Raw genomic sequence first — 21,641 nt, 5'->3', positions numbered from 1 at the left:
CACTTCTATCTGCCGCAGCAGGTTCACTACCTGCTCAGGCGTATGCTTCTTCCGCCGTGCCATCGTTCGCTCCTTGATTGCCAGTTTCTATCAAAGCAACTGGTTCAAAAAACGCCGGGCACTCCAGTCGCCGGCAACTCGTGAGGATTTTAGAAGACGGCAAAGCGATATTCGAGCCCGTCCCGTGAACCGGTCGGGACTGCATAGAAGGCGCCAAAGCCAACGATATCTCGTACTGATTGTTCTACTTTAGACCGGGCTGGAGTCGTCAGGATCTATTCTCAATGTGTAGGAGTCGATAGATGGACAGTCCTGTTGTTTGGTTTCCCCAGATATGTGAGGCTACCTGTGAGATGCCTCGCCTCGCCGCCCTGGCCGTTCTTGATTCTCTGAGTGACGTGGCATTTTCGAAAGAGTATGCAGCGCGCTCCGTACCTTTTCTATTGCGGCTGGGTGCGCTAGGGTTATCTAAAGCGGAGATCTTAGGTCTGCTGCAAGGGGCCTACGGCGATCAGACCGTGAACGTCCGTTTCGGCAATATGGCAGATCCAGGTAGCTACCTGAATCGCCGCGAAGAAGAAATGCCCCTAAGAAATTTCATTGGGGAACACTTCATACAGGGAAACGATGCCGGGACAGCCTATGCCGCTGGCACCGTGATACCCGACGAGATGGCGCGCGATCTTGGGGTCCCTTTTCCGATGTTCTACCCTGAGTATTTTTTCAATGAGCCACGGATGTGGATGGGTAAGAAGGGAACGGTGACTGCCCTGCACAAGGACATCACGGACAACTTCTCGTTCGCATCCTTCGGTGCCAAAGAATGGCTCCTCTATCCGCCAGCCGATTTTCCTTATCTATACATGATTCATCCGAGACCGAATGCACTTCCAGACTTCGGGGTTAGCATGGTTAACGCAAAGTCTCCGGATGCGACGCGCTTCCCGGAGTTCTCGAAGGCTACACCGATCTCTATCATGCAGCGCGCGGGCGATCTGCTCTATGTGCCTGCGGGGTGGAGTCATTTCGTGGAGAACCACGAAGACTCTCTGATGATCAATTTCTGGCTGAAACGCGGGAGATCCCCCGCAGTGTTAAGCAGGGACCGATGACAGGGGTTTACTCCAGTCTCCTGTCTCTGCGCAAGTGCCAGGGTCAAATCGTATTCCTCGAGAAATCCACTTTCTTCATTTGGCGGTCCATGGCGAGAAGCCGACATATCGTTACCGATCAGTCTGGGCGAGTGTAATGCGATTGTATTGCTCGTGTTCGCTATTTTTCAGTCGCGAAGACATTGGCACTAAAGGGCCCAGTCCATCACCAACCTGCCTATGAGCACCAAGCGGAGCTACCACATGACGGGCCGATCAATTGCGGCGTTGCGCTCGCACGCTCTGAAAGCTCTTGAGCACAGCCTCGGCTGGCGAGAGAATTGGAACCTCCTTTGAGGTCCCATAAAGCATTCTCGTAGTGAGGCCACCATCGACGACGCTCAGTAAGGCAGCAGCCACCACTTTCTTGTCGAAGGCGTAGGGCTTCAGCAAGTGGATGAGATAGGCAAGAAACTTGTCTTCGTGTTCGACCGCTATCCTGTGGAAGGGGTGGTCAAAATCCGGGTACTCGGATGCGATCCGAAGAAACGGGCATCCGATAATGTCGACGCGATTGACTACGCGTTCGATCCTGGCTAAGGCTTCATGGATATCTTCCGGGGGCGCAGGACTATCGAGATACTCAAAGAAGGATCGGTCGCGATATTCGAGATAAGCGGTAACCAGGTCATCTTTGCTTGGGAAATGTCGGTAGAAGGTCGCTTTTGCGACCTCGGAGACGGACATGATCTTTTCGGTGCCCGTTGCCCGGACGCCCTCTGTATAGAAGAGACGGTCGGCGGCTTCCAGGATTCTTTGTCTTGGATCGGATTGTTTTTGCGAATTCATCAAATTCATCTTGACAGAAGACAGACATGTCTGTCTATACTCTTCTTACAAGGTAGACAGACATGTCTGTCTTTGCTTTGATTCTCGAAAGGAATACACCTATGAATACCCAAGTAGCTCTCTTCAGTCCGGTTGATCTTGAAACCGCCCCCGAGAAGTCTCGTCCGCTCCTGGAAAACGTTCAGAAGTCCTTCAAGTTCATTCCGAACCTTTTTGGAGTGTTCGCAAACTCTCCGGCCTTGCTCGAAGGCTATATGGCCTTGGAGAAAGCCTTTGACAAGGGCAGTCTTAGCGCAGTGGAGCGCCAGATCATCCTGCTCTCCGCCAGCGTTGAGAATCGCTGCGGTTATTGCATCGCGGCACACAGCACGGTGCTGAAGGCCTTCCTGCATGCTCCGGCCGAGATCGTTTCGGCGGTGAGGGCCAACGAGCCCGTGTCCGATCCGAAGTTACAGGCGCTTGTCGCGCTCACCAGGGAGATCGTCACGGAACGCGGACACGTGAGCGAGCAGGTCATGGATAACTTTCTCGCCGCCGGATATCGCAAGGATCAGGTGCTTGAGGTTCTGATCGGGGTCGCACTCAAGACGATGAGCAATTACCTGGATCACATCTCCCATACGGAACTCGATCCGGCATTTCAGTCGGAAGCCTAGAGCCTCGTTCTGACGGAACCATCAACCACACCACTGATCAAGAAAGGAATATCGAAATGGCAAAGTTCGCATTGCTTGTTGAGTTGAAGGCTAAACCGGGGAAGGAATCGGAAGTCGAGGCGTTTCTGGAGAAGGAGGCCAGTCTGGTGAGAAAAGAACCTGGAACGCTGTCCTGGCATGCTGCCAAGGTCGAAGGTGAAGCTGGGGTCTATCGTGTCTTCGACACCTTCGACGATGAAGGTGCCCGCGAAGCTCATTTGAATGGCGAGGCGGGGCAGGAGCTCGTGGAGAAGGCTGAGGAGCTGTTCTCCGTCGCTCCTAAAGTTTATCGGCTCGAGGTGGTTGCCCAGAAGTGAGGTCCAGAGACGGTGCTTCGTTGTGAGACGAAGCGCCGTTGGATCGCTACTCAGATACCGATTGTTACCACTTTGTCCCTCTGCAGCAGGCAAACACAACGGAACAATACCAGGGAGAACAACTCATCATGGACACTCAAAAGCAAAAAGAACAGAACTCATCTAAGCCGACAGTCGTGCTTGTGCATGGCGCTGTCGAAGACTCCTCGCTCTGGACTCATGGCGTGATCCAAGGGCTTCAGCGCGGCGGTTTCCCGGTCAGGGTCTTCTCCAATCCTTTACGGGGCCTCTTGGTCGACGCTGCCTACCTGCAAAGTCTGCTGGACACAATCGATGGGCCCATCATTCTCGTCTCTCACGCGTATGGCGGGGCTGTCATCACCCAGGCAGGGGACGACCCAAAGGTCAAGGCCCTTATCTACGCGGGCTCCCCTATGCCAGGGGTCGGAGAATCAACCAACGATTGTCTCGAACGGTTCCCCGGCGGCGACTTCGCATCATCCGTCGATCTGATCCCCTACACTTTGCCCGACGGAACTACCGGAAAGAACGTACTTGTAAAAGCCGACAAGTATGGCTATCTCCTTGCGGCCGACGTGCCTCAGGAGTTGCTTGCGCTGATGATCGCCACACAACGTCCCATCGCAGCGACAGCCCTCAGCGACGCACTGACCTCGGCTGCATGGACAAGCAAGCCAAGCTGGCAAATCAGGCCGCTGCTCGATCCCGTCATTCCTCAGGAAGAGTTTAGGTTTGAAGCTGATCGAGCCCACTCTACCGTCATTGAGCTGAACTCATCGCATGCCATCCCTATCACCTACCCGGACGTCGTGGTCGATGTGATCGAACAGGCTGCCCGCGCTGTCACGAAGTAAGGGCGGCTTCTTGAATAGAGGTTCCTGCGCCGCTTTGACTACGGCGCAGGAACCGAGCGGGAGTTTCGGACCTGATCATTTCTGTATCTGCGGCCCATCACAGCAACCTACTACGTTGTCGAACAACTGGAGCAATCATGGCTACCCTTTTCGAACCAGTTCAGTTAGGCTCTTTGATTCTGGCAAACCGCGTCTTCATGGGCCCTCTTACGCGCACTCGCGCGGACGACAACGGCGTGCCAAGCGAATTTGCGGCGACCTATTATTCGCAGCGAGCTTCGGCTGGACTCATCGTGACCGAGGCGACGCAGATCTCTCCGATGGGCAAAGGCTACAGCAACACTCCTGGGATTCATTCCACGGATCAAGTGCGGGCGTGGAGCCGAATCGTCGATTCCGTTCACCAGAGCGGAGGCCGAATCTTCCTCCAGTTGTGGCATGTCGGCCGAATCTCTCATTCGTCCTTGTTGCCAAATAACGCTCAGCCCGTTGCTCCGTCGGCAATCCGTGCCAACGCGCACACGCACACTGCCACCGGTTCCGCTCAGGTATCGGAGCCAGTGGCTTTGACCGCTAGTGGGATCGAAGAGATCTTGTCGGACTACCGGCGTGCCGCTATCAACGCGAAGCAAGCTGGATTCGACGGGGTCGAGATCCACGCGGCGAATGGATATTTGATCGATCAGTTCCTCCGCACAGGGACGAACCGGCGAACCGATGATTACGGAGGTTCCGCTTCGAATCGAGCTCGCTTTCTCAAGCAAGCAGTCGAACGGGTGCTAGAAGTCTGGGACAGCAAGCAGGTGGGTGTGCGAATCTCTCCGACCGTCGACTTCAACGACATGCGCGACGACAATCCACTTGACACCTTCTCCGTTGCAGCGGGAATGCTCAACGACTTTGGGCTCGGTTACCTCCACGTGGTGGAGCAGGCGCAGGACAGCACCGGAAGCGGCGAGGAGGCTGTTGTCCTATCAACTCATCTGAGAGCACTTTGGAAGGGTCTTTACGTTGTGAATGGCGGTTACGACGGACCGAAGGGTGAGGAAGCGTTGCGGACGGGGCGCGCCGACGCTATCGCGTACGGTCGGGCGTTTCTAGCTAACCCGGATCTACCAAGACGGCTGCAGCTTCAAGCCGCGCTGAATGAACCCGATCCAACGACTTTCTACGGCGGGGGCGCTGCTGGTTACACCAGCTATCCCCGCCTTCCCTAAACTGGTCGCTTGAGAATGTGCGGACGCGGTGTTTGCATTTACCGAAGACGGCCCCGTCCGTACCTGTAAGTAACGAGAAACGCCGTTCACGTCAACTACGCAAGGACATTCCCGAAAGTCGCATTCTCATCAGCAATGCGAAATTGACGCTAAGCGCGTCTATCAGGACTAGTCCATCACTTCTTCAGTTCCGTTGAGTCTGGTTGTCTCCTGTTTGTTTTACGGCCATAATCTAAAAGCAATGCCGAATACCTGATGCTCTCCTATGCACGCTGTTACCAAAAGCGCCCGTCAGCAACTTCACATCATCCGGACTTACCCAGTAGCGACCGTAGTTGCGCTCGGGTCGTCTCTCTGCGTTCTATACTGCGGGCATCTCACGCATCATTCCGGCCACGCCATTGCCTATCTCATCGCTGTCTGGCTCTGCGCGTTCGCCACAGATATTGTCGTATACCACCGCCCATCGCCCTTCATCGGCTTTCCCATCCGCCATTCCTCGGCACAGGAATCAGCCGTAATCCTTGCTTGCACCCTCCTTGGGCAAGTCTTTCTGTACTTCCGCTTCAGCGATCTTTGGGACGCTATGCATGGGGTTCCGAAGCTAGCTCTCATCACATTGATCGTCTTTACCTATCCAATCTTTCTGGCCGTCATTTATATCTTCCTTTACCGTTACAAGCCAGGTGAACTAGGAATCAATCTTCGCTATTGGTATCTTCCTCTCTTGATCCATCTGCTCTGGGGAAGCATCGCTGTTACTACAGCAAAAGAGACGATCATCTGGCACGATTACATCGAGCAAAACGGGATAGTCGGAACACTTATCACAGGGATCATCTGTGCTGCACTTGCGGAAGAATTCACCCGAATGCTGCTCCAAACCAGACTGAGCGCGCTCTTTCAAGACCAAGGAATGGGATTCGTCACAGCCACCTTGCTCTGGGTATGCATTCACATCCCAAGTTCTTACCCCCACACAAAAGATGGAAAAGTGATTCTCCTGTACTTCATTAAGCTGGCGACGTTAGTTCCTCATGGACTCCTCTGGGGATACATTACCCAGCGCACCAAGAGCCTGCTACCCGCCGTCCTCGTTCATGGACTTAATTTCTGGGGATTGCAGAATTCCTTCTAGAATCAAGCGAGCTTACGAGCGGCGCAAGAGCATTCCTTGAAACACTTTATAGGCCAACTATAGTCAATCATTAGTAACGAGAAGTCGCCTTCTCGTCAGTAACCCTCACGCGATGAGGAGCACGTCTCCTAGCTTGTGACTGGTGATCTGTTTAGTTTCAAACAGCCTGGCTCTTCCTTCTAAACTTTCCCCTGTAACGCTTCGGAGCTGCGATAAGGAGCGTATTTTCGGGGCTGCTTATCCATGTGTCATTGCTGCGGACAGGCCATTCCTATTGAAATGCTGTGAAAGCAACTTGGACAATTCGTCTGAGCGCTGCTCGGGTCTTTCCCGCTCGCGCCGAAATTCTAAGGCCAGCGAGCGTGTTGTCAAAGAAATCCGCGAGCGCAGTGATATCGGCGTCATCTCTCAGTTCTCCCGCCGCCCTGGCGCGTCTCAGGTTCTTCAACAAAAGCTGGCGCGTGGCTTTCGTATTTCCCCCGCCGTCAGCAGCCTGCAAAACTTCGTGATCCTGCAGCCCGAACTCGCATAGCGCGTTAATCCCCATACAGCCATCTGTCGGATCGATGTCTGACCGCTCGGTGAAGAGCAGCAGGGCATCGCGAATGTTCGTCAACCCAGAACCTGGCTTGCGCAGTTCTTTCGCGATCGCACCCATGTTTTCTTGGGAATAGAGCGCAAGCGCCTTGAGGAACAGTTCACGCTTGTCCCCGAAGGTGTCATACATGCTTTGGCGTCCGACATTCATAGAGGTCATCAGGTCCTCAGTAGAAGTCGCCGTGAATCCCTTTCGCCCGAATGCGGTGATGGCTCCGCGCAGCGCGGCTTCCTGATCGAACTCCTTATGTCTCGCCACTGGGTTCACCTCTTGTTTCCATTATCGCGGAGATGACTACAACTCTCGCCGCAGCCGAAGCCTCATCAGCCTCGGGCACAATCTCATTGGAACGATTTAAAGCATCTTCTCTGATTCTGGATTATCTTATCCATAATTAGGAGAATCGATGAGGACGGTCTTGATCACAGGCGCATCAAGCGGCATCGGCGAAGCTACTGCCGAATACTTCTTCGAAAAAGGGTGGAGAGTCTGTGCCACCGCCCGCTCACCAGAAAAACTGGGCGCCTGGAGCACCAGAAACGAAGTAATTCGGTTGCCCCTAGACGTGGCAAACCACGATTCCGTTCAGTTCGCAATCGCGGAGGCGCTTCGGCTTGCGGGCAAGATCGATGTCGTCGTCAACAATGCAGGCGTCGGCCTTGCCGGCCCTTTAGAAGCGATTCCTATGGAAGACTTCGAAGCGCATTTTCAAACAAATGTCTTCGGCGCGGTCCGAGTCATTCAAAGCATCATGCCTTCGTTTCGGGAGCAAAGAGGTGGCGTCATCGTGAACGTTTCGTCGGTTGTCGGAACGTTCGGAGTGCCCTTCATATCTCCATACTGTGCCGGAAAGTTTGCGATAGAAGGGTTGAGCGAATCGCTCTATTATGAGCTGCTTCCATTCAACATCCGAATAAAGCTCGTAGAGCCCGGCGGGATTAAGACCAACTTCCGGCAGGACTTTGCACAACATAAGGCGTACCAGCCCAACCTCGGAGCAGCAGAAGCAGTATTCCAAGAAAGCGCTGGCCCTACTTCCTCTCTTCCGAGTCCGCGCGGTGTGGCTGAAGCGATCTTCAAGGCCGCCACGGATGGGACACAGCGGCTTCGATATCCAGTGAAAACGCAGGGCGCTTCTGTTCTCTACCGGTTGTTACCCGAGTCTCTGTGGCGGGCGACCATTGCGAAATCGTTTGGTATCGGAGGGAAGCGTTGATCTTTCAATCCAGATGAAGGACGAGCTGTCTCCAATCTGGTGTCAGACACTAAGTCACATCTGTGCAAGATTTGCATCCACGCCTACTAGTAGGTAGTCTGATGTTTATGGAGAACAACACTGCCGTCCGAATACGCGAAATGGCACACGATCTGATTGCCGACAGAGGGTACTTCGGTTTCAGCTACGCCGATATCGCCGAGACAGTGGGTATCCGCAAAGCAAGTATTCATCATCACTTTCCGTCGAAGGTCGATCTCGTCGTTGCAACGCTCAAAGAGTATCGGGCAAAGCTGGCGGAGGCTGCTGGCGGTCTCGATCAAAGCATCGCCGACCCGTTGCAACGCATCAAGCTCTATGTCCAATACTGGGCTGAGTGCGTCAAGAGCAACAGCCGACCGATCTGCATCGCCGCGCTGCTCAGTGCGGAACTTCCGGCACTTCCTGAGCAGATCCAGGCGGAGGTCCAGCTGCACTTCAAGTACCTCGTCTCCTGGATTAGGACCACCTTGAAGGAAGGGGCGCGTAACGGCTCGGTTCACCTGGAGCAAAGTGCGGAAGTAGAAGCGCAGAGTTTCGTAGCGCTCGTACACGGAGCCATGATCTCTGCGCGGGCGCTTGGATCTCCAGAGATCTTCAGTTCCATCACCAAAGGAGCTTTGGAGCGTTTTCAGCCAGAGAGATGAAGCGCTCAGGTAGCGAAGGGAGAATTTCTCTCGGCGGCATATCTACCTACTAATAGGTAGCAACCTAAACGGGCTTAGCCCATTACTGGCGATTCATCGAATTGCCGCTTCAAGGAGAATGACATGCCGTTCGTAATCGCCGCCTTCGTCGTGGGTATCGCGTGTGGACTTCGCGCGCTCGTTGGTCTTGCCGCCGTTAGCTGGGCCGCAAATACAGGGCACCTTCCTCTGCAAGGAACCTGGCTCTCGTTTCTTGGCAACCGCATCACCGCATACATCACCACGGCGCTGGCCCTCTTCGAGGTTGTAAACGACAAGATGCCAAAGACTCCCAGCCGTCTCGTGCCGCCGCAGTTTGGCGCGCGTGTCGTTATGGGTGCGCTCACCGGCTCGGCCATTGGACTCTCACACAGCAGCCTCGTACTTGGCGCAGTCGCCGGTATCGCGGGCAGCGTCGTTGGGACCTTCGCCGGTGCCAAAGGCAGGGCCCTGCTTGCGAAAGCATTTGGCCGAGACCTGCCTGCCGCTCTGCTCGAAGACGTTCTCGCGATCGTCCTCGCCTTCGTAGCCCTTCGCTGAGCCGAAAACGGTACGCCTCTGTTTTCAAGCGTGCCGAAATTGCACAACGCTCTACTAGCACCGGAAAGGTACATCTGATGTTTGCTTCCTCTTTATTGAAAAATTGCGGGTTTGTTCTTGCGTCGTTCGCGGTAGCTCTCGCCGGCTGCTCATCGCAGGGTGCTGCGCCAGTCCATGCTGCGGGTCCCACCGGCGTCACAAACGTCCTGCTTGTCCATGGAGCCTGGGCGGATGGTTCGTCTTGGAATGAGGTGATCACCAATCTGACCGCAGATGGATACAACGTAACAGCAGTGCAGTTGCCGCTCACCTCTCTAGCTGACGACGCAGCAGTGGTTCAGAGAGCACTCGCTCGTGAGACTGGCAGGGTCGTTCTGGTGGGTCACTCCTATGGCGGAGTCGTCATCACGCAAGCAGGCATCGATCCCAAGGTTGCGGGTCTGGTCTTTGTCGGTGCATACGGCCCGGATACCGGCGAATCGGCTCTGAGCCTGAACGGCACCGTTGCAGCAACTCCTATCGTTGGAGATCTTGTGCCGGACGCCTCAGGCTTTCTGTCACTCTCGACTGCTGGAGTCGCGGCCGACTTTGCGCAGGATTTGCCTGTTGCCCAGCAAGTTCAACTCGCTGCGACACAGGGGCCCATCTCCGCCGCGAATGCGTTTAGTGCGCCCGTTACACAAGTGGCTTGGAAGAACCTACCCGACTGGTACATCATCGACAGCAACGACAGGGCCATTTCACCCACGCTGGAAGCGAACATGGCAGCACGCATGAAGGCGACAACCCTCACATTAGCTTCGGGCCATCTCGCGATGCTAAGCCACCCTACTGATGTTTCCGGGTTTATCGAAAAGGCAGCCAGCTCCTTGAAATAAGGACAAAGACCATTGCGATACCGCCGCAGTCTTTGGCGGTATCGCAGTAGGAACGTTGGGCGTTTCGGCAGTGCCTGACCCAACGCAAAACGTTCGGAAACAGGAGCGGAAATCCTTGACATTGACACTAGTGTCAGGGCCTTAGTGTGAATGGAGACGATATGCGGATTGGTGAACTCGCAAAGCGAACGGGCGCGAGTGTAATCGTCTTGCGTCACTACGAAAAGCAGCATTTGATTTCTCCCCAAAGGAGACCTAGCGGCTGCCGCGAGGACCACGAAGAAACTGTTGAGGTGGTGAGAGTGGTTCGAACTCTTGCAATGTGGCTTTAGCACACGGCAGATCTCTGATCGAGGACGGTCCACTCTTGGCCGGAGACGAGGCGTTTAGCGCACTCTGAAGACGCTCCGAGACTCATCTCATTTCGTGAGGTGGTTCTCGGCTATGTTGCAAGCTCAAGGGTCGGCTCAGGGCCCTTCTCCCCATCTTCCTGCCACTCGATCTTGGCACGCACGTAGGCCCGCAGTCTATCGAGTTCAACCGCCTTTCGATTCAATCGCGCGAGCTGCGCCCTCATCATCTCTATCCTGCCCTTCAGGGGAAGTTTGCCTTTGCGTCGTTTCTCCATCAGAGCTGCGATTTCCTTGAGAGAAAGCCCAAGTGCCTGGCCGATACGGATGAGTTCAGCAGTGGCAACATCTTCTGGCCTGAAGAGCTGGTAAGGATTTCGTCCGCCCTTGAGCGTTGTTTGTGGATGGAGCAAGCCGAGCCGCACATAGAAACGCACCGTTTCGCGGGAAAGACCGGTCTTGAGTGCAAATTCTGAGATCAGCATGAAGTATTGACCATGTAGTTCACTCCACAGTTATCATTTAATTGAGAATCTTTCAAGGTCGCGCCCGACTACGCGTGATCGAGTTCAACAAAGCTAAGGAAGACAGCTAGTGAATGCGATGAATATCGGTACATTTCATATTGGCGGAGACCTAGAGGTCCGTAGGCTTGGCTTCGGGGCCATGCGACTCACTGGAAAAGGCGTTTGGGGACCGCCCGAAGATATTGTCTCTGCTCAAGCTGTATTGCGGCGTGCGGTTGAATTGGGCATCAACTTCATCGACACGGCAGATGTGTACGGCCCCGGTGACAATGAACGTCTCATCCGTGACACCCTCCGCCCTTATCCCGCAGACCTCGTCATCGCAACAAAGGGCGGCATGGTTCGAAGCGGCCCGGCAACGCCTGACAATCATCGCAGCGTAATAGACAACAGTGAGGCTCATCTGCGCCAAGCTATCGAAGGAAGCCTGCGCGACCTAGGCGTGGACCGTATCGACTTGTACCAGCTGCACCGCATTGATCCGGAAATCCCAATCGAGGATACGATGGGCGTGCTTGGACGTGTACAAGCGGAGGGGAAAATACGTCACATCGGACTCTCAGCCGTTGGAGTTGAACAAATCGAGCGAGCACGCTCGTCCGTTGAAATTGCAACGGTGCAGAATGAATATAATCTTGGCACGCGCAAGCACGAGGACGTCGTCGACTACTGCACAGCGCACAATATCGGCTTTATCCCGTTCTACCCACTGAAGATTGGTCAGCGAGCGGAATCGGAACAATTGAAAGCGATTGCTGCTCGCGAAGGCGTGGCGCAAACCGGAATCGCTTTAGCCTGGTTACTCACCAGATCTCCGGTCATCATTGCAATCCCCGGTACGTCCTCAACCGAACATCTTGATCAAAATGCGGCGGCGGCTTCGAACGTTCTTCTTTCGAAGCATGACATGGGTGTCTTGGATGCTGTAGGCGGCAAAGCCATGGCATGACGGTTCAAAGTCTTGCGATCAGCGCGACGAAGCAGCTTGGCGATGTATTCGAGCGACATCGTTGACGGCTTGAGAACGTTTGCAATCGTCTCAGGCTACAAGACGAACGTCATCGGGTTGGGCTGGAAAAGGTGTCTGGCATCGCCAGTTTCGTAACCGTCTCGCTCCTCCTCCTGCACCTTGTCCTAACTTCCGAGAACAGCGTTTGCCAGGACTAATGGCCACAAGCTACCTCAATGAGTACGTCGGCGATCATGATCTTTGGTGAGAAGCAGCAGGCCAAACGCGACCAGCACCGCCACGAACGCCAGGATGCTTCCCTCCGGACCCGCGGAACCCCCTGTAATCCATATTGATCCTCGCGGGAAGAAGTTGAAGATGTGTCCCTCGTCGAGGTAACCGCTTCCTGCCGCTCCGAAGAAGGGCGCGCTCACCCAGTTCCAGCCGGTGTGATATCCGACTGACCACCAAAGCGAGCCTGTCCGGAACACAGCATAGGCAAGCAGTATGCCTTGCAGAAAGAGGCGCAGGAGCCATATCCAGGTTGCTCCGTGATTGTTCAGGTGCAGCCCGGAAAACATCAGGCCGGAGATCAGCATTGCTCCCCTCCATCCGAGCAATCGCTGTGCTACTACGAGAACGATGGCCCGTCCCCAGAGTTCTTCTCCCATAGCCCCCGCGAAGTCCAGGGCCAGCCAGCCGCACCCATTGCCGATCGCCGACCAGACAGATTGGCCGGAAGCGCCCACCGTGGCCGATCGCAGCAGCCAGATCCCTAAAACTGCGGAGAGCATGACAACGAGGCCGGTGCCCAGCCCGATCATCGTGTATCGGACCAACCGCTTGCGGCAGAGCGGAAAGCTTCCCGGGGATTGCGCTAGCACTTTGCACAGAGTGAGCCAAACCAGGCCGTTCCAAAACAGCCGAACGACCATCAGCGTCCCGTAGGTGCCCCTACCGAGAGTATTCTGAGCGCTGCGGTGCAGACCCAGTGCATGAACGAGCGGATGGTAGAGTGCTCCCTCGATCGGGTCTGTAATGAAGTAAGCCAAGATCACAACCGCGAGTGCCAGCAAGAGACGCGGCGAGCACAGGCTCCTTGCTTCGAATCCTCCCATGATTGTCTCCGCACTTCTTCCTGATTATCGCTCGAAGCACACAGCAGGAGCATTCGGAACAAAAGACCCCAACGCGTTTATCGTCAGTTTCGGGCTCTTCGATGAGTGCAAGATCGCCAAGTCGTGTTTCGAGGGTGTTGGGGCGCTGGAAACGTGCATTGGCCTGTACTCATCAAGAGAGATCGAAACTTCTGGTTGGTTTGTTTACTCACTAGGCCGCGCAGAAAAGTCGCGGTGTGCTCGGTTGAGAAGGGACTTGTTGGTGAAGATTTCGGCGATTGTTAGACCCATGCTAATGAATAGGAGGGCGATCTCGAAAGGCGTAGATCCCTTCTTGTCCTGAATATTCCACCAGTCAGGAAAGTACGGGTGGGCCGCCAGTGTTGCCGTTTCGAGAACGAACAGCGCTACCAGACAGATGAGATGGCGCCAAAGCAGACGAGGAATTTGGGGCATGACGGCTGGGCAAGTAAATTTGTAACCGGGGACGTTATCGCCCCCTCTACTACCCGTCGTTGCGAACGTGAAGAACACCACGAAAAGGGTGTAGCAGACTAATGACGTCACCTGTAGTTCGTAGTGCGTACCTCTCAACAGCACGAAGAGAAGCATGCTGCCGACTGTCATGCAGAGGAAGATCGCTGACATTAACAGGAGGCGAGGACCTGAGCTTTTGTGCCGGCAGGGGTCAGAGAATGGCCACTGCTCCATCAAATGGGGTTGCGGCTCGAATGAAGCAATGCGGTTAAGTGGGATGTAACGATGACTCCGATGCGTCGGAAGGCCTCTGCGAGTAAAACCTTCGGAAGGGATTACTTGGACGGAGAGACGGTCTCCGTCTTCGTTCAGTCCCACAACTTGCACAGTGATTCGTTCGCCGTTTCCTAGCATTAGGAGACCGAGGGTGCCCGCGTCCGCCTTACCGAGCCATTCAGGAGCAAAGCGTCGTTTCGCCTCATCGAACGTGAGGTTGCGTCGTGCGAGTTCCTTGTCCATCACCTGCTCGGCTTGCGCTGTGAGGCCGCCTTGTGCCGCAAGCTTCAAGAGCTCTTCGTCGCTCAGGGTCCTATAGTGTTCGTCGAGCGCTTTTGCGTCTGCCATGTAAATTGACCCAATTATATTGCTTCCATCTGGTCGATCCGGAGATTGGGGGCATTGAAGCGTCAATCGACGCTAAATCGCCAATGCGTTCTTCCAGCGAATGGCCTGGGCTCTCGCCAGACGCATAGAGTGTTGGGCATGTCTGCGGCAAGGGAGGCCGCCAATATGCCCAAGGGGACCAGAAAGCACGTCGTGCGGAGGATTGTTCTTCGCCTGCCAGACCTTGACCACGCAAAGACCTCAGTATTGAACAGCTTGAGTTCTCCGCGTTCGCGGCGCAACTACAAGTTTGCGATGGAGCAGTTCATCGAGTGGTACTGTTCGGAGCCGAGACTGGCTCTAAACCGGACAGTCGTTCTCCGCTTCCGCCTGCACCTCGAATCGGTCGGATTGGCCTCAGGCACGATCAATCAGAGGCTCGCCGCGGTCAGGAGGCTAGCCTACGAAGCGGCGGATTCGGGTCTGCTGAGTCCGGAACTTGCTGCTGGCATCAGGCGAGTTAAGGGTGTGAAGCAACTCGGCTGCCGAGCAGGTAACTGGCTCAACCAGGATCAAGCTCGGTTGCTGCTTGCGAAAGCAAATGGGCAAAGCTTACGCCATATCCGTGACGTCGCTATGATATCGATCCTGCTCGGCTGCGGTTTGCGCCGAGCCGAGCTATCGGCCTTGCGAAGAGAAGACATACAGATTCGACAAGGCCATTGGGCTATTGTTGATCTGGTCGGCAAGGGCAATCACGTCCGAACCGTTCCCATGCCAATCTGGGTAAAGGAAGCCGTGGACAGGTGGCTGACCGCTGCATCCGTTGCGACGGGTTGCGTGTTCAGAGCAGTCAGTCGTCACGGAACCGCCTGGGGTACCGGAATTTCCGAGAACGTCGTCTGGTATGTGGTCCGGAACTGCGCCCAGCGTCTGGAGCTCGACCATCTTGCACCTCATGATCTTCGGCGCACCTGCGCAAAGCTCTGTCATGTGAATGGCGGCGAACTGGAGCAAATACAGTTCCTTTTGGGCCACGCCTCCGTCCTGACAACAGAGCGTTACCTCGGTTGCAAGCAGAATTTGGAAGAGCCCGTCAACGACCGCTTTGGCAGCCTGTTCTCGGGAGGTGTCGATTCGCGATAAGGCCTGATTGTCGACAATTGAGCGTTCGCCACATCGTCCGACCAACAACGTAGACCCACTCGGTTACCCCTGATGCCTGCCCGTCAATCACACCTTCGATTCGTGAGTGAGCTCACTTGAACCAGCCCCGAAATTGTCCGCGGCTAAACTCTTCCGCATCGCCGCTAGTCGCGAAGAGTCTCACCACCGTATACTTGCGGTACTAATAAGCAAAATATATGGTTTCTTTGGCAAGATTACACGCAGTCGTCGTCACGGCTCTTACGCTGGCCGTCTGTATTTCCGCAAACTGCCAGCACTTCAGCAATCCGGTGCGGGTAGCCACACCAGTAGACCCTGATTCCATTATCTCGGGAGACCTCAATGGCGATGGTCTGCCGGATCTCCTATGGTTCAATGTGACGACGACAAGTTCCATCGGCCATGTTCTGCTCGCGCAGGTGGGGGGCGGCTATATATCGGGACAGACCTTCACTATTCCCGGTGCGCCAACGGGTGTTCCCATGTGTGCCACAGCGGATGTAACCCGCGACGGAAAGATTGATCTCATTTGCGCCACACTGTACAGCACTTCCTACAGCGCAACGGTCCTCGTCTTTCCCGGAAACGGCGACGGAACCTTTGCCGCACCGGTCACAACACCATTAGGCAGCCAGTATGGTGCAGGCATCATCTTGACACTTGTCGGCGATCTGAACGCGGATGGCATCCCCGATTTCATTCTTCAAGATGACTACTCCACACCGGCTTTCGTTCTCCTCAGCGATGGACATGGCGGATTCCTGCCCACCAGAAATATCCCGAATAGTTACAACTTTGATGTGCCAATCTCTGCCGATATCAATGGCGATGGGATTCCGGACATCCTTTGGCCCAATGGCGCTGGTGTAGCGCTCGGAACGGGCAATGGTTCCTTCGCGGCCACTCTTCTTTCACCCTACGGCGTGGGACAGCAGCCCGTCACCTGTGCGTTCCATGATATGGATGGCGATGGAAAACTTGATGCAGTGTGCGGCTACCTTATCACAGGAAACGTCGACGGTACTGCCTTCGACATCCTGCATGGCAATGGAGACGGCACCTTCAACCCAACTCCCATTGCACACATGATGTTTGGAAGCTCAGCTGTGAGCGGCTCTGGCGTTGGAGATTTTCTTCAGCCAGACATGATCCGTGACGTGAACGGCGACGGCATCCCTGACATCCTCGCCACTGCCGGAGACGGGCTCACTGTCATCATGGGTGAACCGGGACTCAAATTCAAGAATCCTGTTCCCTACGCTCTGGCGTACAGTGGGTATAACTTTACATCGCGGACGTCCGCGCTCGAACAGTATGTCGATATCAACGCTGACGGCGTCGAGGATGTGATCGCCGCCGGACCAAACGGCATTTACCTGCTGTATGGCCACGCGGACGGCACATTCGGCTCGGCTGTTACGACCAAGATATCTGAAGAAAATGGACACATCGGTGTCGCAGATTTCAATGGCGACGGCAAACCGGATATCGTATCGACCGGACAGCCACAAACTTCGCTGAGCTTTGGAATTGGCGATGGTACGTTCGCTGCACCTGTACCTGTGACGAAATCGCCATTCGCACCTTTGTCGCTGATCTATGTCGCGGACTTCAATGGGGATGGAAAGCCCGATCTTCTTTCGAATGATGCTAACTCCAACTACTATCTGATGTTGGGCAACGGTGATGGCACCTTCGCCTCAGCACTCCCCACAACTGGACTTACTGGCGCGCTGAAAAACACAACCGTAACTGCAGACGGCACCGTACCTTATGCCCTCACGGCCGACCTGAACACCGATGGTAAAGCGGATTTCTTCGTCATTGTGGCGAATTCTTTGTCTCCAACTTACAGTCTGGTATCGGCGCTTTCCGCTGGCAACGGAACGTTTAAGAGCGTCAGTACGAGCTATCCTGCACCCCCGTATGGGACATCGCTTTACTTCACACCTGTTGCAACGGTTCTCAGTGACTTCGCGCACCGAGGGCAGTTGGATGCCGCTTACTATTTAAATCAGGCGGTATATGTCGTTCGCGGTAATGGAGACGGGAGCTTCAGTACTTCGCCGACTATACTCCCCGTTCCTACGGTCGCCGGCATTGAAGCAGGTTCATTCCAAGCCCTTCAGTCAGCAGATATGGATGGAGACGGCAATCAGGACCTTGTGTTCCTCTCCACATTTCAGGCATACCCCTACTACCAGGGTGGACCTTCTTGTGTCTTCATCTACTTTGGGAATGGCGATGGCACGTTTTCTTCACCGGTGCAGGCAGGTTGTTTCACACACAATTATTCGGACCTGCGCGTAGCAGATCTCAATGGAGACGGACGTCCGGACATTGTCCTTCAGACGGCGTCATCGTTGAACACTTACGTCGTAGGTGAAGTCGACAACCTGGGATCACGCACCTTTGGCCCCGAGGTCAATTACACGGCAGGTTCTCTTTCAGGCGATCTCTTCGTTGCAGACGTCAACCTGGACGGCCGTCCCGACCTCGTCTTCGGCAATCAGCAGTACGCGAGTGGCTATAGCGCCAACTCTGTCACCGTGCTGCTCAATGAAAGCAGCGCTACAGCCACCGGCAAGCTTACGTCCACGCCCAATCCAAGCTATGTGGGCGAACCCTTCAGCATTACCGTCGCTCTCATCCCACCCACCAGCGGTACGCTATACACCGGAAATATCACCTTCTATGTCGATGGCAACCCCATCGGCTCGACTCCGCTTTCCGGCAACTCCGCCACGATCGCCGGGCCCACAAATCTGGCACAGGGTGTTCATCAGCTCTCTGCCTCCTGGCCTGGAGACGCTAATAACCCTTCCCTGAACCTAAACGGCTCACAAACAGTCCTTCTCTATCCGCTTCAGATCTCGCTTACATGCTCACCCAATCCAAGCCTGATTGGACAGGGCGTCAGTCTGAGCACCCAGTTTGTCGCTGGGCCGCCGGTTGGCGTGCCTGGATCAACGGCTCCATTTACAGGCACACTCAGCTTCTATGACGGCAGCATCTTGCTGCAGCAGCAGATGGTCGCCACACAGGGCACAAGCTTTAATGTCTCCACACTTACGGGCGGTACACATAGTCTCATTGCCACTTACTCCGGTGACAACGTTTACGCCACCAGCACAGCTTCGTGCTCGCAGGTCGTGGAGAAGCTGCCGACAACTTCGAATGTTTCAGTAAGCTCATCGCCAATCGCAGGCCAGCCCTTTGCATTCACTGCAACGGTGACCCCAGTTTCCCCCACAAGTTCAATACCTACGGGCACTGTGAACTTCCTCGTTGACGGCACCATTGTGGGCAATGCAGCAGTCAACCCTGCAACCGGTCTCGCCAACTTCAACGATTCTGGAATCACGGGCGGCAATCACACCGTCTCCTGTACCTATAGCGGCGATAACACCTTCTCCAGCAGCATATGCCCCGCCGTCTCAGTTGGCGTTACAGCTGCGCCAAGCTTGTTGAAGCTCGCCTCTGCACCGAACCCTGCTTACACTGGCACACCGATTGCAATCACCGCGAACCTCACCGGCAACGGCAAAGCCGCGATCGGCGATAGCGTCACCTTCACCATCAGCGTCGGCAGCACCATCATCAGCCAGAGTACTGTGACGACGGACTCCAACGGAGATGCGATATTCACCGCCACGGGGCTGCTACCCGGCACATACACTCTCATGGCTTCGTTCGCTGGCACCTTAAGCTTGCAGAGCGCTTCCTCCACGCCAATAACGCAGATCGTTTTGATTAACGCATCGAACATCACCCTCTCACCAACGCCCAATCCCGCCTATCAAGGGCAAGTCGTCACCCTGGTTGCGACGGTCGGCAACGGCGGTACGACATCATCCACACCCTCTGGAACAGTTTCCTTTCTCGATGGCACAACAACGATCGCGACCGGAACTCTCGACGCTAAAGGCGTTGCGACAGTTACGACTTCGACACTCGCCCTGGGCACGCATTCGCTCACTGCGTCCTATCCCTCAGGCACGGTCTTCACTGGCTCCGTTTCGAGCACAGTTACGGAGGTCATACTTCCCAGCGCCTTCACGATGGCTCTTTCCCCAGCTACACTGACCATCGCTTCTGACAAGGCTGGGACCACCACCATTCAGCTTGCCAGCGTCGGTAACTTCTCCGGCCCGCTCGCACTCACGTACGGCACACTTCCGCAATACTCAACCGCCAATATCTCTCCCTCAACCGTTACCCTGACTGCTGCGGGTACAGCGGTCTCGACGCTTAGCCTCAACACCCTGAGCAAGGCGGATGCTGCCATCCCAGATCGCCCCGGAGTTCCTACCTCCACGATCGTCTACACGGCCTCCTTCTTTCTGCTTTTGCCGTCAGTGTTCCTCCGCCGTAGAAAGTATTCGCGCATCTTCATCTTGTTTACCCTGGGCGTTTTCTGCCAACTCTGCACCGCGTGCACCAACAGCTTCTACATAGCTCATACAGTGACGCCAGGCACCTACATGATTCCCGTCACCGCCACTGACATCAGCGGCAACAGCCAAACCGCCAATCTCACTGTCAATGTCACGCCATGAGCAACTGCATGTTCAAATCTGTTTCGCAACGTCCATCGCCTCAAATAGCAAAGGTATTGCTATGCTTCGGCTTCACGGCGCTCACTGGGGCTCTACTTCTTCATCCACCGCAGGCTACGGCACAGGCGATCCCAACGGCCACTGTCGGCATCTTCCCGTCTCTATTTGCAGGGGCTACCGCCACGGATACCGGTTTCAATTCGGGCAAGAATATAGCCGTGACCGGAGGTCTGGACGTGGGTTTTTACTCTGGTCGAAGATTCGAATACGCACTCGAATACCGCGGTATCTATCCAGTCTCAAATGGTGAGGTTGATCGCCAGAAGAGCAATCTGATTGGGTTCAATCTCTCTACCCGCCCAGGTCGCCTGCACCCCTATGGAGACATCTTCTATGGCCGGGCAGAGGTCAGTTACGCCGGTGCCGGCGCGGAGGTACCCGGAACACCGATCTTTTATACGAAGTCCTCCTCAAGTGTCATCGCAGTTGGTGGAGGCGCCACATTTGATTTAGGGTCGCAATTTGCCTTGAGATTCGACGCCTTATTTCAGCGATTCGACGTTCCTGTTACTGCATCTGGTCATCTTTACCCAACTTCCGCAAGTATCGATTTCATTTATAGGATTCGACACCGAGGCATGACAGGGGACCGACAGTTAGAAGTGAATCGCGGTAAATGAGTGCGAACGCGCTTGTCCTCGAAGAGACGAGCGGTCTTCCTATTTGACGAGAAATCACCAATGCGCGTTTCGAGAGCGATCAGTTCTGGAAACGTGCGTTGGCCTGTTGTCATCAATCGAGAAGAGAACGGATTGGGAGGTTTTACCCTCATCCTAGAATGCATTTCTGGGCGCAGAATTGGGGCTTTCACCACGGGTCAATTTCATTTCATCCACATCCCAAGCCGAACGTTAAGTTGCATATGCTGAGTTCAATAGCCCGTTAGAGCACACTCTTCGTACACATAAAGAATCTCTCAGTCGAGTGTTCCTTTCTTCGCGTGGCTTTTCTCCCAGGCATCGTACTTTGCGCGGCTTATGATGGTTGCGCGCATCTTTCCATCTACGAACCCTTCCTCATCCTCAAGAAGCGCGTACAGTTCCGGCGTGAGCCACGCCGCTTTGCGGGAGACATGAAGGGTGGCTCCGTATAAATTCGGTGTGCTGACCTCCTTGTTCTCATTGGGACGTACGCCGGTCTTCGCGGTGAAATCATTTACGACCTCGGAGAAGTCGGCACCATGAAAATCGATATCAATCTCAGCCAACACGCCGTTCTCAAAGTGCCACGTGACAGGGTGTGGCCTGCTGTTGGGCAACGATTCGATGAGTATAGACGAGGATGAGGCTGGTGCGATCAGGGCAAGCACCGAGTGACACGTTGCAATCTCGTCCGGCATTCGCTTGTCGATAACGATAGGCATTCCCTGTCTCGAAAGATCTTCAAGATCGTCGCGGTTGGGGAGTCGCTTCAGCTTGAGGTGAAATTTTGTATCGGGAGAGCTGAGCACATCAGCGTATACCTGATGTGCCAGGGCTTCGATATCGTGCTTTGAGAGTGCGTGAATCTGCTCAGGGGTCATCGGCTTTGGTTCCGATGCGCGGCAGGCGTCCAACCGACTCTGCAGCCCGGGCTCAGCGGCGAAGAAATGTGAGACGTTCTCGCCAAGCTGGTGACCCATCAGCACTGGCTGCGAGAAGGCCGGGAAGGCCACGATCATGACAACGAAAAGGAACCGGTAGAACGCCATAC

At 55.0% G+C, this 21,641-nt stretch carries 21 protein-coding genes; 15 read left to right on the top strand and 6 right to left on the bottom strand.

Going from position 1 to position 21,641, the window contains the following annotated elements; all coding sequences use genetic code 11:
• Positions 1-302: 302 nt before the first annotated feature.
• Positions 303-1,112: a cupin-like domain-containing protein gene (locus tag OHL14_RS01825; RefSeq protein ID WP_263377596.1), complete on the top strand. Its 810-nt coding sequence runs from the start codon at positions 303-305 to the stop codon at positions 1,110-1,112.
• 255 nt (positions 1,113-1,367) lie between these two features.
• Here the strand turns inward: OHL14_RS01825 and OHL14_RS01820 are convergent, their stop codons facing one another.
• The gene (locus OHL14_RS01820; RefSeq protein WP_263377595.1) at positions 1,368-1,949 is read right to left on the bottom strand and encodes a TetR/AcrR family transcriptional regulator; all 582 of its coding nucleotides are present in this window, start codon (positions 1,947-1,949) and stop codon (positions 1,368-1,370) included.
• A gap of 53 nt (positions 1,950-2,002) precedes the next feature.
• On the opposite strand from OHL14_RS01820, the gene OHL14_RS01815 reads away from it, so the two are divergent.
• The 5 genes from OHL14_RS01815 (at position 2,003) to OHL14_RS01795 (ending at position 6,182) form a co-directional block, all read left to right on the top strand.
• Positions 2,003-2,596, top strand: a complete 594-nt coding sequence (locus OHL14_RS01815) for a carboxymuconolactone decarboxylase family protein (RefSeq protein WP_263377594.1) — start codon at positions 2,003-2,005, stop codon at positions 2,594-2,596.
• Positions 2,597-2,652: 56 nt separating this feature from the next.
• Positions 2,653-2,952, top strand: coding sequence for a putative quinol monooxygenase (locus tag OHL14_RS01810; protein WP_263377593.1), 300 nt, complete (start codon positions 2,653-2,655; stop codon positions 2,950-2,952).
• A gap of 128 nt (positions 2,953-3,080) precedes the next feature.
• The gene (locus OHL14_RS01805) at positions 3,081-3,827 is read left to right on the top strand and encodes an alpha/beta fold hydrolase (RefSeq protein WP_263377592.1); all 747 of its coding nucleotides are present in this window, start codon (positions 3,081-3,083) and stop codon (positions 3,825-3,827) included.
• A gap of 137 nt (positions 3,828-3,964) precedes the next feature.
• The gene (locus tag OHL14_RS01800; RefSeq protein WP_263377591.1) at positions 3,965-5,044 is read left to right on the top strand and encodes an alkene reductase; all 1,080 of its coding nucleotides are present in this window, start codon (positions 3,965-3,967) and stop codon (positions 5,042-5,044) included.
• Between the two features lie 265 nt (positions 5,045-5,309).
• A complete protein-coding gene (locus OHL14_RS01795) occupies positions 5,310-6,182 on the top strand; it encodes a CPBP family intramembrane glutamic endopeptidase (RefSeq protein ID WP_263377590.1) in 873 nt (290 codons plus the stop codon).
• A 271-nt stretch (positions 6,183-6,453) separates the two neighbouring features.
• Here the strand turns inward: OHL14_RS01795 and OHL14_RS01790 are convergent, their stop codons facing one another.
• A complete protein-coding gene (locus tag OHL14_RS01790) occupies positions 6,454-7,038 on the bottom strand; it encodes a TetR/AcrR family transcriptional regulator (RefSeq protein ID WP_263377589.1) in 585 nt (194 codons plus the stop codon).
• A 148-nt stretch (positions 7,039-7,186) separates the two neighbouring features.
• On the opposite strand from OHL14_RS01790, the gene OHL14_RS01785 reads away from it, so the two are divergent.
• The 5 genes from OHL14_RS01785 (at position 7,187) to OHL14_RS20120 (ending at position 10,471) form a co-directional block, all read left to right on the top strand.
• On the top strand, positions 7,187-7,996 hold the full coding sequence (locus tag OHL14_RS01785; RefSeq protein ID WP_263377588.1) for an SDR family oxidoreductase: 810 nt from the start codon (positions 7,187-7,189) through the stop codon (positions 7,994-7,996).
• 140 nt (positions 7,997-8,136) lie between these two features.
• Positions 8,137-8,682, top strand: coding sequence for a TetR/AcrR family transcriptional regulator (locus OHL14_RS01780; protein ID WP_263377587.1), 546 nt, complete (start codon positions 8,137-8,139; stop codon positions 8,680-8,682).
• A 123-nt stretch (positions 8,683-8,805) separates the two neighbouring features.
• Complete coding sequence (locus tag OHL14_RS01775) at positions 8,806-9,261, top strand: DUF4126 family protein (protein ID WP_263377586.1); 456 nt, start codon at positions 8,806-8,808, stop codon at positions 9,259-9,261.
• 77 nt (positions 9,262-9,338) lie between these two features.
• Positions 9,339-10,139, top strand: a complete 801-nt coding sequence (locus OHL14_RS01770) for an alpha/beta fold hydrolase (protein WP_263377585.1) — start codon at positions 9,339-9,341, stop codon at positions 10,137-10,139.
• 161 nt (positions 10,140-10,300) lie between these two features.
• Positions 10,301-10,471, top strand: coding sequence for a MerR family DNA-binding transcriptional regulator (locus OHL14_RS20120; protein WP_396270693.1), 171 nt, complete (start codon positions 10,301-10,303; stop codon positions 10,469-10,471).
• Between the two features lie 110 nt (positions 10,472-10,581).
• Here OHL14_RS20120 and OHL14_RS01765 read toward each other — a convergent pair whose 3' ends face one another.
• On the bottom strand, positions 10,582-10,974 hold the full coding sequence (locus OHL14_RS01765; RefSeq protein ID WP_263377584.1) for a MerR family transcriptional regulator: 393 nt from the start codon (positions 10,972-10,974) through the stop codon (positions 10,582-10,584).
• Between the two features lie 118 nt (positions 10,975-11,092).
• Between OHL14_RS01765 and OHL14_RS01760 the strand changes: the two genes are divergently transcribed.
• Positions 11,093-11,965, top strand: coding sequence for an aldo/keto reductase (locus tag OHL14_RS01760; protein ID WP_263377600.1), 873 nt, complete (start codon positions 11,093-11,095; stop codon positions 11,963-11,965).
• Positions 11,966-12,198: 233 nt separating this feature from the next.
• Here OHL14_RS01760 and OHL14_RS01755 read toward each other — a convergent pair whose 3' ends face one another.
• Positions 12,199-13,083, bottom strand: a complete 885-nt coding sequence (locus OHL14_RS01755; protein ID WP_263377583.1) for a CPBP family intramembrane glutamic endopeptidase — start codon at positions 13,081-13,083, stop codon at positions 12,199-12,201.
• A 204-nt stretch (positions 13,084-13,287) separates the two neighbouring features.
• Positions 13,288-14,184 carry a hypothetical protein gene (locus OHL14_RS01750; RefSeq protein ID WP_263377582.1) on the bottom strand — a complete coding sequence of 299 codons (897 nt, stop codon included), beginning with the start codon at positions 14,182-14,184 and terminating at the stop codon, positions 13,288-13,290.
• Positions 14,185-14,349: 165 nt separating this feature from the next.
• Between OHL14_RS01750 and OHL14_RS01745 the strand changes: the two genes are divergently transcribed.
• From OHL14_RS01745 to OHL14_RS01735, 3 genes are all read left to right on the top strand, one after another.
• A complete protein-coding gene (locus OHL14_RS01745; RefSeq protein ID WP_263377581.1) occupies positions 14,350-15,309 on the top strand; it encodes a tyrosine-type recombinase/integrase in 960 nt (319 codons plus the stop codon).
• Positions 15,310-15,536: 227 nt separating this feature from the next.
• A complete protein-coding gene (locus OHL14_RS01740) occupies positions 15,537-19,889 on the top strand; it encodes an FG-GAP-like repeat-containing protein (protein WP_263377580.1) in 4,353 nt (1,450 codons plus the stop codon).
• Between the two features lie 8 nt (positions 19,890-19,897).
• Entirely contained in the window at positions 19,898-20,569 is a 672-nt protein-coding gene (locus OHL14_RS01735; RefSeq protein ID WP_263377579.1) for a hypothetical protein, read from the top strand.
• A 296-nt stretch (positions 20,570-20,865) separates the two neighbouring features.
• Here OHL14_RS01735 and OHL14_RS01730 read toward each other — a convergent pair whose 3' ends face one another.
• Positions 20,866-21,609, bottom strand: a complete 744-nt coding sequence (locus OHL14_RS01730; RefSeq protein ID WP_263377578.1) for a hypothetical protein — start codon at positions 21,607-21,609, stop codon at positions 20,866-20,868.
• Positions 21,610-21,641 lie beyond the last annotated feature (32 nt).

It is taken from the genome of Granulicella paludicola, assembly GCF_025685545.1.
GTDB lineage: Bacteria > Acidobacteriota > Terriglobia > Terriglobales > Acidobacteriaceae > Granulicella > Granulicella paludicola.
Note: the sequence above shows the minus strand (reverse complement) of the source record. Positions and strands in the feature narration are given on the sequence as shown.

What these genes read in the sequence shown, in the direction of transcription:
- OHL14_RS01825 (WP_263377596.1), top strand. Translation starts at nt 303, where the DNA reads ATGGACAGTCCTGTTGTTTGGTTTCCCCAGATATGTGAGGCTACCTGT.
- OHL14_RS01820 (WP_263377595.1), bottom strand. Translation starts at nt 1,949, where the DNA reads ATGAATTTGATGAATTCGCAAAAACAATCCGATCCAAGACAAAGAATC.
- OHL14_RS01815 (WP_263377594.1), top strand. Translation starts at nt 2,003, where the DNA reads ATGTCTGTCTTTGCTTTGATTCTCGAAAGGAATACACCTATGAATACC.
- OHL14_RS01810 (WP_263377593.1), top strand. Translation starts at nt 2,653, where the DNA reads ATGGCAAAGTTCGCATTGCTTGTTGAGTTGAAGGCTAAACCGGGGAAG.
- OHL14_RS01805 (WP_263377592.1), top strand. Translation starts at nt 3,081, where the DNA reads ATGGACACTCAAAAGCAAAAAGAACAGAACTCATCTAAGCCGACAGTC.
- OHL14_RS01800 (WP_263377591.1), top strand. Translation starts at nt 3,965, where the DNA reads ATGGCTACCCTTTTCGAACCAGTTCAGTTAGGCTCTTTGATTCTGGCA.
- OHL14_RS01795 (WP_263377590.1), top strand. Translation starts at nt 5,310, where the DNA reads ATGCACGCTGTTACCAAAAGCGCCCGTCAGCAACTTCACATCATCCGG.
- OHL14_RS01785 (WP_263377588.1), top strand. Translation starts at nt 7,187, where the DNA reads ATGAGGACGGTCTTGATCACAGGCGCATCAAGCGGCATCGGCGAAGCT.
- OHL14_RS01780 (WP_263377587.1), top strand. Translation starts at nt 8,137, where the DNA reads ATGGCACACGATCTGATTGCCGACAGAGGGTACTTCGGTTTCAGCTAC.
- OHL14_RS01775 (WP_263377586.1), top strand. Translation starts at nt 8,806, where the DNA reads ATGCCGTTCGTAATCGCCGCCTTCGTCGTGGGTATCGCGTGTGGACTT.
- OHL14_RS01770 (WP_263377585.1), top strand. Translation starts at nt 9,339, where the DNA reads ATGTTTGCTTCCTCTTTATTGAAAAATTGCGGGTTTGTTCTTGCGTCG.
- OHL14_RS20120 (WP_396270693.1), top strand. Translation starts at nt 10,301, where the DNA reads ATGCGGATTGGTGAACTCGCAAAGCGAACGGGCGCGAGTGTAATCGTC.
- OHL14_RS01765 (WP_263377584.1), bottom strand. Translation starts at nt 10,974, where the DNA reads ATGCTGATCTCAGAATTTGCACTCAAGACCGGTCTTTCCCGCGAAACG.
- OHL14_RS01760 (WP_263377600.1), top strand. Translation starts at nt 11,093, where the DNA reads ATGAATATCGGTACATTTCATATTGGCGGAGACCTAGAGGTCCGTAGG.
- OHL14_RS01755 (WP_263377583.1), bottom strand. Translation starts at nt 13,083, where the DNA reads ATGGGAGGATTCGAAGCAAGGAGCCTGTGCTCGCCGCGTCTCTTGCTG.
- OHL14_RS01750 (WP_263377582.1), bottom strand. Translation starts at nt 14,184, where the DNA reads ATGGCAGACGCAAAAGCGCTCGACGAACACTATAGGACCCTGAGCGAC.
- OHL14_RS01745 (WP_263377581.1), top strand. Translation starts at nt 14,350, where the DNA reads ATGCCCAAGGGGACCAGAAAGCACGTCGTGCGGAGGATTGTTCTTCGC.
- OHL14_RS01735 (WP_263377579.1), top strand. Translation starts at nt 19,898, where the DNA reads ATGTTCAAATCTGTTTCGCAACGTCCATCGCCTCAAATAGCAAAGGTA.
- OHL14_RS01730 (WP_263377578.1), bottom strand. Translation starts at nt 21,609, where the DNA reads ATGATCGTGGCCTTCCCGGCCTTCTCGCAGCCAGTGCTGATGGGTCAC.